General features: G+C 60.1%; 14 protein-coding genes. 9 read left to right on the forward strand and 5 right to left on the reverse strand.

What is annotated here, in order from left to right; translation table 11 throughout:
• Nucleotide 1 precedes the first annotated feature (1 nt).
• Nucleotides 2–340, reverse strand: a complete 339-nt coding sequence (locus HAT86_RS05345) for a P-II family nitrogen regulator (protein WP_167194178.1) — start codon at nucleotides 338–340, stop codon at nucleotides 2–4.
• A gap of 253 nt (nucleotides 341–593) precedes the next feature.
• Between HAT86_RS05345 and HAT86_RS05350 the strand changes: the two genes are divergently transcribed.
• Complete coding sequence (locus HAT86_RS05350; protein ID WP_167194180.1) at nucleotides 594–2,747, forward strand: transglycosylase domain-containing protein; 2,154 nt, start codon at nucleotides 594–596, stop codon at nucleotides 2,745–2,747.
• Between the two features lie 112 nt (nucleotides 2,748–2,859).
• Here the strand turns inward: HAT86_RS05350 and HAT86_RS05355 are convergent, their stop codons facing one another.
• Both HAT86_RS05355 and HAT86_RS05360 read right to left on the reverse strand, forming a co-directional pair.
• On the reverse strand, nucleotides 2,860–3,462 hold the full coding sequence (locus HAT86_RS05355; RefSeq protein WP_167194182.1) for an MlaC/ttg2D family ABC transporter substrate-binding protein: 603 nt from the start codon (nucleotides 3,460–3,462) through the stop codon (nucleotides 2,860–2,862).
• Entirely contained in the window at nucleotides 3,452–4,285 is an 834-nt protein-coding gene (locus tag HAT86_RS05360; RefSeq protein ID WP_167194184.1) for an MlaA family lipoprotein, read from the reverse strand. Before HAT86_RS05360 ends, HAT86_RS05355 begins: the two co-directional genes overlap by 11 nt.
• A 254-nt stretch (nucleotides 4,286–4,539) precedes the next feature.
• On the opposite strand from HAT86_RS05360, the gene HAT86_RS05365 reads away from it, so the two are divergent.
• Genes HAT86_RS05365 through HAT86_RS05380 form a run of 4 tightly spaced genes read left to right on the forward strand, consistent with a single transcriptional unit; the run spans nucleotide 4,540 to nucleotide 7,302 of the window.
• Complete coding sequence (locus tag HAT86_RS05365) at nucleotides 4,540–5,001, forward strand: RidA family protein (protein WP_167194186.1); 462 nt, start codon at nucleotides 4,540–4,542, stop codon at nucleotides 4,999–5,001.
• The gene (locus HAT86_RS05370) at nucleotides 4,998–5,765 is read left to right on the forward strand and encodes a glycerophosphodiester phosphodiesterase family protein (RefSeq protein ID WP_167194188.1); all 768 of its coding nucleotides are present in this window, start codon (nucleotides 4,998–5,000) and stop codon (nucleotides 5,763–5,765) included. The genes HAT86_RS05365 and HAT86_RS05370 overlap by 4 nt, the downstream gene beginning before the upstream one ends.
• Before the next feature lie 50 nt (nucleotides 5,766–5,815).
• Entirely contained in the window at nucleotides 5,816–7,003 is a 1,188-nt protein-coding gene (locus HAT86_RS05375; protein WP_167194190.1) for a GNAT family N-acetyltransferase, read from the forward strand.
• A complete protein-coding gene (locus HAT86_RS05380; protein WP_167194192.1) occupies nucleotides 7,000–7,302 on the forward strand; it encodes a 4a-hydroxytetrahydrobiopterin dehydratase in 303 nt (100 codons plus the stop codon). Before HAT86_RS05375 ends, HAT86_RS05380 begins: the two co-directional genes overlap by 4 nt.
• Nucleotides 7,303–7,396: 94 nt before the next feature.
• On the opposite strand, the gene HAT86_RS05385 is transcribed toward HAT86_RS05380, so the two are convergent.
• Nucleotides 7,397–7,885, reverse strand: a complete 489-nt coding sequence (locus HAT86_RS05385; protein WP_167194194.1) for a peroxiredoxin — start codon at nucleotides 7,883–7,885, stop codon at nucleotides 7,397–7,399.
• Between the two features lie 91 nt (nucleotides 7,886–7,976).
• Between HAT86_RS05385 and HAT86_RS05390 the strand changes: the two genes are divergently transcribed.
• Entirely contained in the window at nucleotides 7,977–9,188 is a 1,212-nt protein-coding gene (locus HAT86_RS05390) for an NAD(P)/FAD-dependent oxidoreductase (RefSeq protein WP_167194196.1), read from the forward strand.
• The gene (gene rsmD, locus HAT86_RS05395) at nucleotides 9,185–9,742 is read left to right on the forward strand and encodes a 16S rRNA (guanine(966)-N(2))-methyltransferase RsmD (protein ID WP_167194198.1); all 558 of its coding nucleotides are present in this window, start codon (nucleotides 9,185–9,187) and stop codon (nucleotides 9,740–9,742) included. Before HAT86_RS05390 ends, rsmD begins: the two co-directional genes overlap by 4 nt.
• Nucleotides 9,743–9,790: 48 nt before the next feature.
• Here rsmD and HAT86_RS05400 read toward each other — a convergent pair whose 3' ends face one another.
• Nucleotides 9,791–11,005 carry a UbiH/UbiF/VisC/COQ6 family ubiquinone biosynthesis hydroxylase gene (locus HAT86_RS05400; protein WP_167194200.1) on the reverse strand — a complete coding sequence of 405 codons (1,215 nt, stop codon included), beginning with the start codon at nucleotides 11,003–11,005 and terminating at the stop codon, nucleotides 9,791–9,793.
• A 92-nt stretch (nucleotides 11,006–11,097) separates the two neighbouring features.
• Here HAT86_RS05400 and HAT86_RS05405 point away from each other — a divergent pair, with 92 nt between their 5' ends.
• Nucleotides 11,098–12,432 (forward strand): amidase, encoded by a 1,335-nt coding sequence (locus HAT86_RS05405; RefSeq protein ID WP_167194202.1) that lies wholly within the window; start codon nucleotides 11,098–11,100, stop codon nucleotides 12,430–12,432.
• Between the two features lie 209 nt (nucleotides 12,433–12,641).
• Complete coding sequence (locus HAT86_RS05410; RefSeq protein WP_167194339.1) at nucleotides 12,642–13,820, forward strand: aminotransferase class I/II-fold pyridoxal phosphate-dependent enzyme; 1,179 nt, start codon at nucleotides 12,642–12,644, stop codon at nucleotides 13,818–13,820.
• The last annotated feature ends 9 nt before the right edge of the window (nucleotides 13,821–13,829 follow it).

A 13,829-nucleotide genomic window follows, 5' to 3' on the forward strand; every position in this document is an offset into this window, starting at 1 on the left:
TTCAAAGCGCGTCTTCGTTGGTTTCGCCGGTGCGCACGCGCATGGCCTGTTGGATGTCGAGAACGAAGATCTTGCCGTCGCCGATCTTGCCGGTGCGGGCCGTGTTGGTGATGGTTTCCACCACCTGATCGGCCATCGACGCCGAAACGGCGATTTCAAGTTTCACCTTGGGCACGAAGTTCACGGCGTATTCCGCGCCGCGATAGATTTCCGTGTGCCCCGACTGAGAGCCGAAGCCCTTGATTTCTGTCACCATCATCCCGCGCACACCGATTTCGGTCAGCGCTTCGCGGACCTCTTCCAGTTTGAACGGTTTGATTGTCGCAATGATGAGTTTCACTGGCGTCCCTTTCGGTTTTGTCACCCTGTGCGGTTTGCACCTGCAGCAAAGTCAGTGACGCCCGAGTCTGAAAGGTTTTCAGCGTTAAAAAGGGTCAGTTTTCAGCCCTTAGCGCATAAAAATTAATCATATACCGTTGTTAGATTAAAAAATAGGCGTTTAAATAAGTGCCGGCAAAGTATTTGCGGGGGTCAACTTTTGTCGCGCGGCATTATACACTAGCCAAAATCAAAGGGTCCCGGGCAGGACAAGCATGAGCAATTCAGGCCGTAAAAAAAACCGCCTTGTCGCGGAGAAACGCTATTCCGCGTCAAAGCCGAAAAAGAAACCGGCCAAGGCCAAACCAGCGCGCCGCAAGGCGACGGCGCGCAAGGCCCCCGCACGCAAGGGGCTTTTGTCCTTGCCGATGCGGCTTGTGCGGTGGGTGTTGCGCCTGATCTGGAACATCACTTGGCGCATCGGTGCTGTGGTTGCCCTGATCGTTGGTGTGGCCGTGGTGTATACCTATACCACCTTGCCGCCTGTCGGCGATCTGCTTGATGGTCGCTCGCGCGGGTCTGTCACGCTGCTGGATCGCAATGGCGATGTGTATGCGTGGCGCGGTGATCAGTTTGGTGGTGTCGTGACGGCGGACACGGTCAGCCCGGCCTTGAAAAATGCGGTGGTCGCGACCGAAGACAAACGCTTTTACTACCATCCTGGTGTTGATCCTATTGGGATTGCCAGCGCGGTGCGCATCAACCTGCGCGAAGGTAGGGGGCCTTTGCAGGGGCACGGCGGCTCGACCATCACGCAACAAACGGCCAAACTGCTGTGCCTTGGCGTGGAATACGACAAGGCAAAGTGGGAGACTGAGGCCGAATACGTGGCCGATTGCCGCCGCACCTCGTTGTCGCGCAAGGTCAAAGAGGCGGTGTTCGCCCTTGCCATGGAGGCCAAGTATTCCAAGGATGAAATCCTGTCGGTTTATCTGAACCGCGCCTATCTTGGCGGCGGCGCTTATGGGGCCGAGGCTGCGGCGCAACGCTATTTCGGCAAGGGCGCGTCCAAGCTGAACGTGGCCGAGGGGGCGATGCTGGCCGGGCTGCTCACCGCGCCGTCCACGCTGGCCCCCACGGCCAACCTTGCACGGTCGCAAAACCGGGCCAGCGTCGTGGTGCGCCTGATGCAAGATCAAGGCTATATTTCGTCAACCGATGCGGCGGCGGCGCTTGCCCAACCGGCGGAACTGTCCGAGGCGGCGGAAAAGCAGGCAGGTGGCTATTTTGCGGATTGGGTCATGGCCTCGGGGCCGGAGTTCTTCACACGCGACACAACAGAAGACGTGATCATCAAGACCACACTGGATCAGCGGATGCAGAAGGCCGCTGAAGACGCGCTGCAATATGTTTTTGAGAACAAGGTGCGCGAAGGGTCCAAGGCGCAAGCGGCCATCGTGGTCATGTCGGCGGATGGCGCAGTGCGTGCCATGGTGGGGGGGCGCAAGATCAAGGTGCGCGGGGCCTTCAACCGTGCAACGCAGGCCAAGCGGCAAACCGGCTCGGCGTTCAAACCCTTTGTTTACGCAACCGCGTTGGAACTGGGGTATTCGCATGATTCAACTGTTGTCGACGAACCGTTTTGCCTTGATGTGCCGGGGTCGGGGCAGTGGTGCCCGGAAAATTACACGCGCAAGCATTACGGCCGCGTGACCCTGACCCAAGCTTTGAAGGACTCGCTTAATATTCCGGCGGTGAAGGTGTCGGAAAGTGTTGGGCGCGATCTGGTGCGTAAGGTGGCCAGCGACTTCGGCATCGAAAGCGATTTGGCTGCGGGTCCGGCGCTGGCACTTGGTGCATCCGAATCCACTCTGATCGAGATGACAGGGGCTTATGCCGGTATTCTGAACGGTGGCTCGTCGGTCACGCCCTATGGCCTCAAGGAATTGCGCCTGTTGGGCGAAAATACGCCGCTGATGGGAACCGGCGGCGGAATCGGGGAAAGGGTGATTCAGGAGCCAGCGGCGCGCGAGCTGACGTATATGATGCACCAGGTGGTGCATGGCGGCACCGGCAGCCGCGCCAAGCTGCCTGACCGCGAAGCGGCGGGGAAAACCGGCACGACACAGGCCGCCCGCGATGCATGGTTTCTGGGCTTTACCGCCGACTATGTGGCGGGAGTCTGGATGGGCTATGATGACAACACGCCCCTGTCGGGCGTCACCGGGGGCGGCTTGCCCGCCGAGATATGGCACGAAACCATGGTTCGTGTGCATGATGGGCTTGAGCCTCGACAGCTTCCGATGTTGCGGCCGGCTCCGAAATCTACGCAACGTTCTGATCAACCCGGCACGGTCCCCCGCCAGCCTCGCGATCAGGGTAACCCGATCGAAAATATCCTGCGCGGCATTCTGGGTATCGGAAACTGAGTGGCGCCTCTGGAGGGGGCGGAAACTTTAAAAGTTACCGGTCCGATTTCTTTTAAAGAAATCGGTGCTGGTGCCCTTGGATGCGCAGCTTTCTGAAGTGTGAATCAGTTGATCAGCCAGCTTGGCGCAGGTCTTGTATCAGCGCGTCGATATTGCCTTGGCGGCGGTCCAGCATGGCACCGATCTCGGTGCGTTCTGACAGGCGCAGACTGACGCCTTCGATCACCATATCGAAAAACAGATCGCGCCCCGATCGGTCAGAGACAAGAAATAGAACGTCAAACGGCGCCTCGCCGCGCAGATACACTGTGGATCTGACCTCGTGCCAGGATTTGACTGGCCTTACGTCCTTCACCTCAATTTTGCCGCCTGCGAATTCATTGAACCGTTTGCCGTATTTTCGGGCGATGTATCCTTTGAACGCCTCGGTAAAAGCGCGCATCTGTGCCGAGCTGGCACGCCGCGAATCTGCACCAAGCGTCGATTGCGCGATGATGTTCACATCGGCGTAGCGGCTGAAAATCTGTTCGAAATCGCGGATCATAGATCCGACAGGTTTGCCCGAGGCGATCACACGGTTGATGTCGTGGACGACCTTGTCGACCAAGGCTTTGGCAGTTGCGTTTGTCAGGGCCAAAGCAGGCTGCGCTGCGAAAACAGTCGTTGCCGCAACACCAGTTGCCATAAAATGACGTCTTGAAAGGTTACTCATCATAAGGATCCTCGTATGGAACGCTGTCAGGGTCAACGCCGTATGGGTCATCATAAGGATCCAGATAGGCCCCGCTGCCCCCGTTATCACCGCCCAGTTTGAACCGCCGATTCTGCAAGTAAAGCGACCGCGCCTGCGCATAGCTGTCAGCGCTTTCATAAAGAATTGAGTCGATCGTGTCCGAATAGCGTCCGCGATCGCTGAGGCGTGCGGATACAGACGCAGCAGTCCCATAATAATTCTCAGGGGAATCAAGCGTATAGGATAGCGGGTTGGTGAATAGGTCTACCACCTTGCCCGCGGTCGCGCGTTCCGTGGCTGGGCCAAGCACAGGCAGTTCGATATAAGCCCCCTCGCGCACGCCCCAGACGTACAGCGTCTCACCAAAATCGGCGTCTGTCGCTTTGGGCATTCCCATTTCGGTCGCCGGGTCAAAGAACCCGCCCAGACCCACGGTCGAGTTCACGAGAAATCGGTATGTATCCGCAGTCGCACCTTTGCCGTTGCCTTGCAGAATATTGTTCACGATTGCGCCGGGCAATGACAGGTTGAAGGCAAACCGACCGATCACTGTTTCGATGTCATCGGGCAAGAAGTTGCTGTATCCGCGCCCGGCAGGTCGGATGACGGCCTTGTCCAGCGAACGGTTGAATTCGTGGAACTTGCGGTTTTGCGTTTCATATGGGTCAAAAGGTTGCTGGGGTGCATGGCCCGGCCCGGGGCTGGCGCAGGCGCTTACCAGAACCAAAAGACCCATCGCCAGACAGGCACGGGGTATGACAGCGATTTTTTGACGGATAGCAGACAATTGACCAACCAGATTCATACAATTTTCAAACAAGTCATAGACTATCATAGCCACCTGCTCAGCAGTAGGGGGCAGAGGACTGGTATTTGTGGCAGAATGGCGACAGGGTGCAAGGATTGTTGATCAAAAAATGTGATCCTGTGCTGTTGCCCTGCGTCGTCCCAGCCATTTGGGACGTTATAAGAGCTTTTATCATCCTGATATTTTCGATTTCCTTTGCGTGCGCCTCGGGCTAGCGTCGGCGTGATTTCAAAATGACGGGGCGTTGTGACATGGGACAATTCGAAAACAAGCTTGCGCAGATGGGTATCACGCTGCCAGAGGCCCCCGCACCGGCGGGCAACTACGTGCCGTATGTGCAGGTTGGGGACATTCTTTACGTGTCCGGGCAGATTTCAAAAGGCGATGACGGTTTGATTGTCGGCAAACTTGGCGATGACATGCAAACATCGGCCGGGGCCGAGGCGGCCAAAATCTGTGCGGTTGCCCTTTTGGCGCAGGTCAAAGCCGCATGCGGCGGTGATTTGGATCGGTTGCAGCGGGTTGTCAAACTGACCGGGTTCGTCAATTCCACGGCCGACTATACTGAGCAGCCGCAGGTGATCAACGGGGCGTCTGATTTCTTGGGCGAAGCCTTGGGCGAAGCTGGCAAGCACTCACGCTCTGCGGTGTCGGCGGCGGCGCTGCCGTTTGGGGTGGCCGTTGAAATAGACGGCATTTTTCAGATCAAATGAGCCAGCTTCCCGCCGCTTTCCATCGTCTGCCTTTGGCGCATCGGGCGCTGCATGACGTCCATGCAGGACGCCCGGAAAATTCCCGTGCGGCGATCGAAGCGGCGATTGCCGCAGGGTATGGTATCGAGATTGATTTGCAACTGTCCCGTGACGGGCATGCCATGGTTTTTCACGACTATGACCTTGGCCGCCTGACCGACCAAAAAGGCCCGATTCAGCAGCGCAGCGCCGAAGACCTAATGCAGATCGATTTGCGCGGCGGACAAGAGGGTATTCCGACATTTGCCGAAGTTTTGCGCATCGTCGGTGGGCGAACGCCGCTTTTGGTCGAGCTCAAAGACCAGCACGGCCAGATGGGGCAGGCCGATGGGCGGCTGGAACGTGCCGTGGCGCAGGATCTGCAGGGCTATGGCGGGCCGCTGGCGCTGATGTCGTTCAACCCGTATTCTGTGGCGGCCCTGCGCGATCTGGTTCCGATGGTCCCACGCGGCCTGACGACATGCGCGTTCACCGAGAAAGACTGGCCGCTGTTGAAGGCTGACCGGCGTGAAGCCTTGCGAGATATACCGGATTACAACAGCACAGGTGCATCGTTTATCAGCCATGCTTTCAAAGACTTGAGTGCCGACCGCGTGGCCGCATTGCGCGGGTCGGGGGCTTTGGTCTTGTGTTGGACGATCCGGTCGCGGCAGGCCGAGCGTGACGCACGCCAATTTGCCGACAACATCACCTTTGAGGGCTATCTGCCCGATATTCCATCTTGATCCGCGCGCCCATGGCCACAGATTGGGTTTGAGGCCGGGGAACCGTTGACATGAATGATCACGACATCAAGGTCAGTATCCACGACAGCCTGTCGCAGATTGATGCGACGGAGTGGGATGCATGCGCCTGTCCAGAGGCGTCTGAAGGCGGCCGCCCGGAAGACCCGTTTACCACGTATCGCTTTCTCAAGGCACTGGAAGACAGCCGTTCCGTCGGCGTGGGCACGGGGTGGCAACCCTACTACATCCGCGCCGAATTGGACGGGCAAGCCATTGCCTTTGCACCGCTGTTCCTGAAATCGCACAGTCAGGGCGAATATATTTTCGATCACAATTGGGCCCATGCCTATGAACGGGCCGGGGGGCGGTATTACCCCAAACTGCAAATTGCCGTGCCATTTACGCCGGTCACCGGGCGGCGGTTTTTGACCCGGCCGGGATTTGACGATTTGGGCCGGGCGGCCTTAGTGCAAGGGGCCATTCAAGTTGCAGAAAACAATAGGCTGTCTTCCCTGCATGCCACGTTTTGCAATGAGACGGAAAGCAAGGCCGGCGACAGCCTTGGCTTGATGACCCGCCGCACCCAGCAATATCATTGGGTGAATCGCGAATATCAAAGCTTTGATGATTTTTTGGCTGACCTGAGTTCGCGCAAGCGTAAATCCATCCGAAAAGAGCGTCGCACAGCGCAGGACTTTGGCGGCCAAATCACGCAGTTTACCGGTGATCAGATCAAGCCCCACCATTGGGATGCGATGTGGCGCTTTTATCAGGATACCGGCGCCCGAAAATGGGGCACGCCCTACCTGACGCGGGCGTTCTTTGATCATGTTCACACCGATTTGCGTGATGATGTCCTGTTGGTGTTCGCCGAACGCGACGGGGTGCCGGTGGCGGGGGCGATGAACCTGATCGGACGCTCGGCGCTTTATGGCCGATATTGGGGTTGCAGCGAACACCACCCCTGCCTGCATTTTGAGCTATGTTATTATCAGGCAATGGATTTTTCGATTGCCCATGGCTTGCAACGGATCGAGGCTGGCGCGCAGGGAGAACACAAACTTGCCCGCGGCTATATGCCCGCCCCTACGCATTCGTTGCACTGGATGGCCGATCCGGGCTTTAGCGAGGCGGTCGGGCACTATCTGGAGGCCGAACGCGCCGCAGTTGAGGAGGACATTGAAATTCTGACAAGTTACGGACCGTTCAAAAACACCAAAGTGGAGGATCACCAATGACCGAAAAACTTAGCGAAACCGCGCGAACCACCACGCTTGACCCCTTGCTCGAAGAGGGCTGGACGTTGGACGAAAACCGCGATGCGATCATGAAAACTTTCAAGTTCAAGGACTTCACCGAGGCGTTCGGGTTTATGACACGGGCCGCGATATGGGCGGAAAAGTGGAACCATCACCCGGAATGGTCAAATGTCTACAACACGGTGAATGTGACGCTGACCACCCATGACGTGGACGGTCTGAGTGCGCTTGATGTCAAGTTGGCCCGCAAATTCGATGGCTTGGCCGGCGAGGGCTGAGCATGGTGCAAACCGCACGGTTTGGATGCGGCTTTTCTTGAAATTCAAAACCGGCGGCCCGTATGAGCCGCCGGTTTTTTTAGGGTCGTAAAAATCACATCGCGGCCAGCAAGGCCTCGCCCGCGGACACATCGCATGCGCCGGGGTTTTCTTCTTCGTGCAGCAGGCTGATCTTGCCATCCTCAACCAGCATTGCATAGCGCTTGGACCGCGCCATCAGGCCCACCGGGGGCGCGGTGAAATCCATGCCGACCGCCTTTGTGAAACTTGACTCGGGATCGCCCAGCAAGGTGATGCCTGCCGCTGTTGCGCCGGTGGCTTCGCCCCAGGCCCCCATGACGAAGGGATCGTTGACAGAGATGCAAATCACCTCGTCCACGCCTTTGGCGTCGAACTGATCCTTGTTGCGCGTAAAGCTTGGCATATGGGCGGAATGGCAGGTGGGGGTATACGCGCCGGGCACAGCGAAAATCACGACCTTGCGGCCCTTTGTTTTGTCCGCAAGCTTGACCTCTTCGGGGCCGTCTGCGCCCATCTGAAGAAGTGTTGCATCGGGAAGTGTGTCGCCTTTGGAAATGGTCATTGTCGCTCCCTGTCTATCAATTGCGTTTCCGGTAAGGGTAGATATAGGCTCAGCGCTGCGGCGTGACCATGCATAAGCAGGAGATTTCATAATGGCCGGTATCGTTGTGATCGGGGCAGGGCAGGCCGGGGCGTCCTTTGTGGCGAAACTGCGCAGCCTTGGATACAAGGGCAAAATCACCCTGATCGGCGAAGAGCCGGTGCCCCCCTATCAGCGGCCGCCCCTGTCCAAGAAATATCTGTTGGGCGAGATGGAACTGGAGCGCTTGTATCTGCGCCCCGAAAGCTATTACGCCGAGAACGGGATTGATCTGCACCTGAACGAGACTGTCACAGCCATTGACGGCGCTGACAAGGTGGTCATCGCGGGCGGGCAGCAGATTGCCTATGATGATCTGGTGCTGACCACGGGATCCGTGCCGCGCCGCTTGCCGGGGTCCGTCGGGGGCGCGCTGCAGGGCGTTTACGTGGTGCGCGACTTGAAAGACGTGGACAGCATGGCGCCCGAGTTCCAAGAGGGGCGCCATGTGCTGATCGTCGGCGGCGGCTATATCGGGCTTGAGGCGGCGGCGGTGGCCGCCAGCCGGGGCCTGAAGGTGACGCTGGTAGAAATGGCCGATCGTATTCTGCAACGGGTGGCGGCCAAGGAAACCTCGGATTATTTCCGGGCGCTGCATGGCAAGCATGGTGTCGATATCCGCGAGGGTGTGGGCCTTGAAACCCTGACGGGTGAGGGCCGGGTGAGCGGCGCAAGGCTGAGCGATGGTAGCACGCTGGAGGTGGATTTCGTAATCGTCGGGGTTGGTATCACCCCGGCCACCTCGCTGGCCGAGGCGGCAGGGCTGGAGATTGAAAACGGGATCAAGGTGGATGAACAGGGCCGCACCAGCGACAGCCATATCTGGGCGGCGGGCGATTGTGCGTCTTTTCCGTGGAATGGGCAGCGGCATAGGCTGGAAAGCGTGCCCAATGCCATCGATATGGCCGAATGCGTGGCCGAAAACATCATGGGCCCGGGCAAGACCTATGTGCCGCAGCCGTGGTTCTGGTCGGATCAGTATAATGTGAAACTACAAATCGCCGGGCTGAATGCGGGCTATGACCGGATCGTCACGCGTCCGGGCGAGGGGGCAGGGCATGTTTCGTTCTGGTATTACAAGGGCGATAGGTTGCTGGCCGTGGACGCGATGAACGAACCGCGCGCCTACATGGTGGGCAAGCGCCTGATCGACGCGGGCAAAACCGCCGATCCGGATGTGGTGGCCGACCCTGAAAGCGACTTGAAGGCGCTGTTGCGCGCGTGAGGATTATCGGAGGCGAATTTCGGGGCCGCAGGCTGGCCAGTGTCGGCAAGGGCGATGCGGGGGCGCATTTACGACCGACGGCTGACCGGGTGCGCGAAAGCTTGTTCAACATGTTGGCCGGTGGCTTTGGTGACCAGTGCCGCGGCGCGGTGGTGCTGGATATATTCGCAGGCACCGGCGCGCTGGGGCTTGAGGCGCTGTCGCGCGGTGCGCAAAGCGCCACATTCGTCGAAAACGGGCGCGTGGCGCTGCGCCTGTTGCGGGAAAATATCGCGATTTGCCGGGCCGAGGCCTGCGCCCGCGTGGTGCAGCGTGATGCCCGCAAGCTGGGCGTGTGCCCCGGCGATGCGGCGACGCTGGTGTTTCTGGATCCACCCTATGGCAAACAGATGGGCGAGTCGGCCCTGACCGCCGCGCTGTCGGGTGGCTGGATCGCCAAAGGCGCGCTGATCGTCTGGGAGGAAAGCGCCGAGGTCACTGTGCCCGAGGCCCTGCACCTGCTAGACGCGCGCCGCTATGGCGACACCACGATCCGGATTTTCGAACACGCCTGACATCGCGCGTCGCGCTCTTGCGTGCGCGTCTCGCTGTGTGTCCACGCCTTATCGTTTCATCAAGTCAGGCAAGTCGCCGGTCAGGCCCGCTGCCTCGCGGATAAAACCGCGGCGCAGTTTTGGGATGGCATTGATGGCCCCCATGCCCAGATCACGGCCCAGCCGCAGAAGCGGGTTATCATTTGAAAACAGCTTGTTGGTCAGATCCGTGACCACGGCCAGTGTCGCCGTATCGAAGCGACGCCACTGCTGATAGCGCGCCAGAACATCGGGTGCGCTGATATCCTCGCCGCGCTGGCGGGCCTCGTTCAGCACTTGGGTCAGGGCGGCCACATCGCGCAGACCGGCATTCAACCCCTGACCCGCGATCGGGTGCATGCCGTGCGCGGCATCGCCGATCAAAGCCACGCGCTCGGCCACGAAACTGTTGGCCAGCGTCAGGTTCAACGGGTAGGTGAAGCGCTTGCCCTTTAGTTTGATCTGGCCCAAGAAATCACCGAAACGCGGGCGCAGCACCTGCATGAAATCCGCGTCCGACAGCGCGGCGAAGCGGGCTGCGGTGGCATCTGATTCGCTCCAGACGATCGAGCTGACATTGCCGGGCAGGGGCAGAATGGCCAGCGGGCCGGGCGGCATGAAAAATTGATGCGCGACGCCGTGATGGGGCAGTTCATGTTCGATGGCGGCAACCAGTGCGGTTTGGCCGTAGCCCCAACCGGTGCGCTGAATGCCCGCGCGCTGTGCCGTGCCCGAGGCGCGCCCGTCACTGCCGACCAGCAGCCGCGCCGCCAGCGTCTTGCCCGAGGCAAGCGTGACACGCACACCCTGCGCATCTACCTGTTGCCCGGTGACGGTGTCGCGGATCTGGGTGATGCCGGGCGTCTCTTGCATTGCGTCCAAAAAGGCGCGGCGCAGATAGCGATCTTCCAGCATGTAGCCCATCGGGCCTTCTTCGATCTCGGCATGGTCGAAATGCATAAAAAACGGCGAGGGGCCTTCGCCTGCGCGCCCGTCGCTGACCTTGATGTCCAGCATTGGTTGGCTGTGATCGGCCACCCTGTTCCAGATGCCGATGGCGCGCAACAGTCGCACCGAAGACAAGGCCAGGGCATAGGCTCGCCCGTCAAACGCCGCGTTTTTGCGCGCGGTTTGGGGCAGGCTGTCAACGACCGTTACGGTGAAGCCTGATTGTGCAAGAGCAAGCGCCAAGGCAGGGCCGTTCAGCCCGCCGCCGACGATTAGAATATCGCTGTCATGTTCCATTGCTTTTAGTATGGCGCATCGCATGGGATTGTCCATGCGCCGCGCTGCCGCTACCGTCGCCTGCGACAAGGTTTCACAAAAGGCAGGGTAACATGAGCGATTGGCACAGCATGAGCGCGGCGGAATTGGGGCGCGGGATCGGGCAGGGTGCGATAGACCCGGTGGATTTGGCGGACAGTTTTCTGAGTGCGATAGACGCCCATCCCGACCGTGACAGGATTTACACCGTGGTGACTGCTGAACGCGCCCGCGCCGAGGCGCGCGCCGCGTCAGGGCGCGCGAAAGCCGGGCAGCGCTTTGGCCCATTGGATGGCGTGCCGATCAGTTGGAAAGACCTGTTTGACAGCGCGGGTGTGGCGACAGAGGCGGGCAGCAAGCTGTTGCAGGGGCGGGTGCCTGCGCGCGACGCTTGGGTTTTGCGCAACGCGACGATGGCGGGCATGGTGTGCCTTGGCAAAACGCATATGAGCGAGTTGGCCTTTTCCGGGCTGGGCCTGAACCCGATGACGGCGACGCCGCCCAATGTGAATGATCCGGGTGCGGTGCCCGGTGGATCAAGCTCGGGCGCGGCGGCCAGCGTGGCTTTTGGGCTGGCGGCCTGTGGAATTGGCAGTGATACGGGTGGATCGGTGCGTATTCCGGCGGCGTGGAACGATTTGGTCGGGCTGAAAACGACCGCCGGGCGTATCTCGTTGGAAGGCGCAGTGCCTTTGGCGGCCAAGTTCGACACGATTGGCCCGCTGACGCGCAGTGTTGAGGATGCGGCGCTGATGCTTGCAGTTTTGGAAGGCCGCGCGCGCGCCGCTGATCTGCGCGGGGCCAGCCTGAAAGGCGTGCGTCTGGCGGCCCTGCAAACCGTGGTGCTGGACGATATTCGCGACAGGCCGCTGTCAGCATATGAGCAGGCCGTCGCGGCCTTGCGCGATGCAGGGTCCGTTGTGGACAAGATCGACTCTCCGGAAATCGCCGAAGCGATGCCGATGTCGGCTGTCCTTTACACGGGCGAAGCCTATGGCCTGTGGCGCGATGAGATCGAAGCGGCGCCCGACAAGATGTTCGCGCCGATTCTGGAGCGGTTCCGGGGTGGCAAAGACGTGAGCGCGGCCGATTACGTGGCGGCATGGCACAAGCTGGAGGCACTGCGCGTGGATTGGAACAGCCGGGTTGCGGGCTATGATGCCGTGATCATGCCGACCGCGCCCAACATGCCGCCCGATGCCGAAAGGCTGATGCATGACAACGACTATTACGTGACCGAGAACCTTTTGACCCTGCGCAACACCCGTGTCGGCAACCTGATGGGCTTGCCCGCCGTGACATTGCCAACGGGTGTGCCAAGCTGCGGTCTTATGCTGTGCGGGCAGCCGATGGCAGAAGAGCGCCTGCTGCGGTTGAGTAAGGCGGCGGAGGATGTTTTGCGTGGCTGAAGGTGCTTAGGGGGCGCTGCCCCCGTCGCGCAAAGCGCGACTCCCCCGGAGTATTTTTGGAACAATGAAGGGCGGGGCGGGCGAGGGCCGCTCTGCGAAAATGTCACAATCTGCATGTCAAGTCTTTGGTTTTGCTGGACGCAAGCCGGGGGCTTGGGTAGATTCAAGAAAAACGGGGCACAATGACCCCGAACCTTGAGGCAGTATTGATGTTTCCCGAGCGGTTTTCGAACCTACCGGCCTATGCGTTTCCGCGCCTGCGGAGCTTGTTGGACGCCCATGCGCCCGGCGGCGAGGTGCTGCACATGACGATAGGCGAGCCCAAACATGCCTTTCCGGCGTGGGTGTCGGATGTGGTGGCGGAACATGCCGCCGAGTTCGGGCGTTATCCTGCCAACGAAGGCACCATCGGATTGCGCCAGTCGATCTGCGACTGGATCGCGCGGCGCTATGACGTGACGCTGGAGCCTGAGCGCCATGTGATGGCCCTGAACGGCACGCGCGAGGGGCTTTATAACGCCATGATGGCGCTGTGCCCCGAGCAAAAGAATGGCCAGCGCCCTGTGGTGCTGCTTCCGAACCCGTTTTATCAGGTTTACATGGTGGCGGCCCTGAGCGTGGGGGCCGAGCCGGTGTTTTTGCCCGCCACGCGCGCGACCGGGCATTTGCCCGATTTCAGCGCGGTGCCCGAGGATGTGTTGGCGCGCACGGCGGTGGTGTATCTGTGCTCACCGTCCAATCCGCAGGGCGCGGTGGCCAGTGCCGCATATTGGCGCGATTTGATTGGGCTGGCCGAGCGGTATGATTTCCGCATTTTGGCTGATGAGTGTTATTCTGAGATTTACCGCAGCGCCCCGCCGGCGGGTGCCATGGAGGTGGCGCATGGCATGGGGGCGGACCCCGAACGGGTGGTCATTTTCCACAGCCTGTCGAAACGGTCGAACCTGCCGGGCTTGCGCAGCGGGTTTGTGGCGGGTGGGCCCGAGTGCCTGAGCCGTATCAAGCTGTTGCGCAGCTATGCTGGTGCGCCGTTGCCGTTGCCGTTGCAGCATGCGGCGCAAAAGGTTTGGGCCGATGAGGCGCATGTGGTGGAAAACCGCCGCCTTTATGCAGAAAAATATGCGCTGGCCGATGAAATTTTGGGTGATGTGCCGGGCTATGACAGCCCGGAGGCCGGGTTTTTCCTGTGGTTGCCTGTCGAGGATGGCGAGGCCGCCGCGCTACGCCTGTGGCGCGAAACCGGCGTTCGGGTTCTGCCCGGCGCGTATTTGAGCAAAGAGGTCGGGGGCGACGCCCCCGGCAAAGGATATATCAGGGTCGCCATGGTGGCCCCAAAAGAAGAGATGGCACGCGGCCTGACACGGCTGCGCGACTGTCTGTACGACTGAATTGAGGAC

The sequence above is a fragment of the Roseovarius gahaiensis genome, from assembly GCF_011601345.1.
GTDB classification, from domain to species: domain Bacteria; phylum Pseudomonadota; class Alphaproteobacteria; order Rhodobacterales; family Rhodobacteraceae; genus Roseovarius; species Roseovarius gahaiensis.

Excerpts from the sequence above, each read along its gene's own strand:
- HAT86_RS05350 (WP_167194180.1), top strand. The coding sequence starts at position 594 with ATGAGCAATTCAGGCCGTAAAAAAAACCGCCTTGTCGCGGAGAAACGC.
- HAT86_RS05355 (WP_167194182.1), bottom strand. The coding sequence starts at position 3,462 with ATGATGAGTAACCTTTCAAGACGTCATTTTATGGCAACTGGTGTTGCG.
- HAT86_RS05360 (WP_167194184.1), bottom strand. The coding sequence starts at position 4,285 with ATGAATCTGGTTGGTCAATTGTCTGCTATCCGTCAAAAAATCGCTGTC.
- HAT86_RS05365 (WP_167194186.1), top strand. The coding sequence starts at position 4,540 with ATGGGACAATTCGAAAACAAGCTTGCGCAGATGGGTATCACGCTGCCA.
- HAT86_RS05370 (WP_167194188.1), top strand. The coding sequence starts at position 4,998 with ATGAGCCAGCTTCCCGCCGCTTTCCATCGTCTGCCTTTGGCGCATCGG.
- HAT86_RS05375 (WP_167194190.1), top strand. The coding sequence starts at position 5,816 with ATGAATGATCACGACATCAAGGTCAGTATCCACGACAGCCTGTCGCAG.
- HAT86_RS05380 (WP_167194192.1), top strand. The coding sequence starts at position 7,000 with ATGACCGAAAAACTTAGCGAAACCGCGCGAACCACCACGCTTGACCCC.
- HAT86_RS05385 (WP_167194194.1), bottom strand. The coding sequence starts at position 7,885 with ATGACCATTTCCAAAGGCGACACACTTCCCGATGCAACACTTCTTCAG.
- HAT86_RS05390 (WP_167194196.1), top strand. The coding sequence starts at position 7,977 with ATGGCCGGTATCGTTGTGATCGGGGCAGGGCAGGCCGGGGCGTCCTTT.
- HAT86_RS05400 (WP_167194200.1), bottom strand. The coding sequence starts at position 11,005 with ATGGAACATGACAGCGATATTCTAATCGTCGGCGGCGGGCTGAACGGC.
- HAT86_RS05405 (WP_167194202.1), top strand. The coding sequence starts at position 11,098 with ATGAGCGATTGGCACAGCATGAGCGCGGCGGAATTGGGGCGCGGGATC.
- HAT86_RS05410 (WP_167194339.1), top strand. The coding sequence starts at position 12,642 with ATGTTTCCCGAGCGGTTTTCGAACCTACCGGCCTATGCGTTTCCGCGC.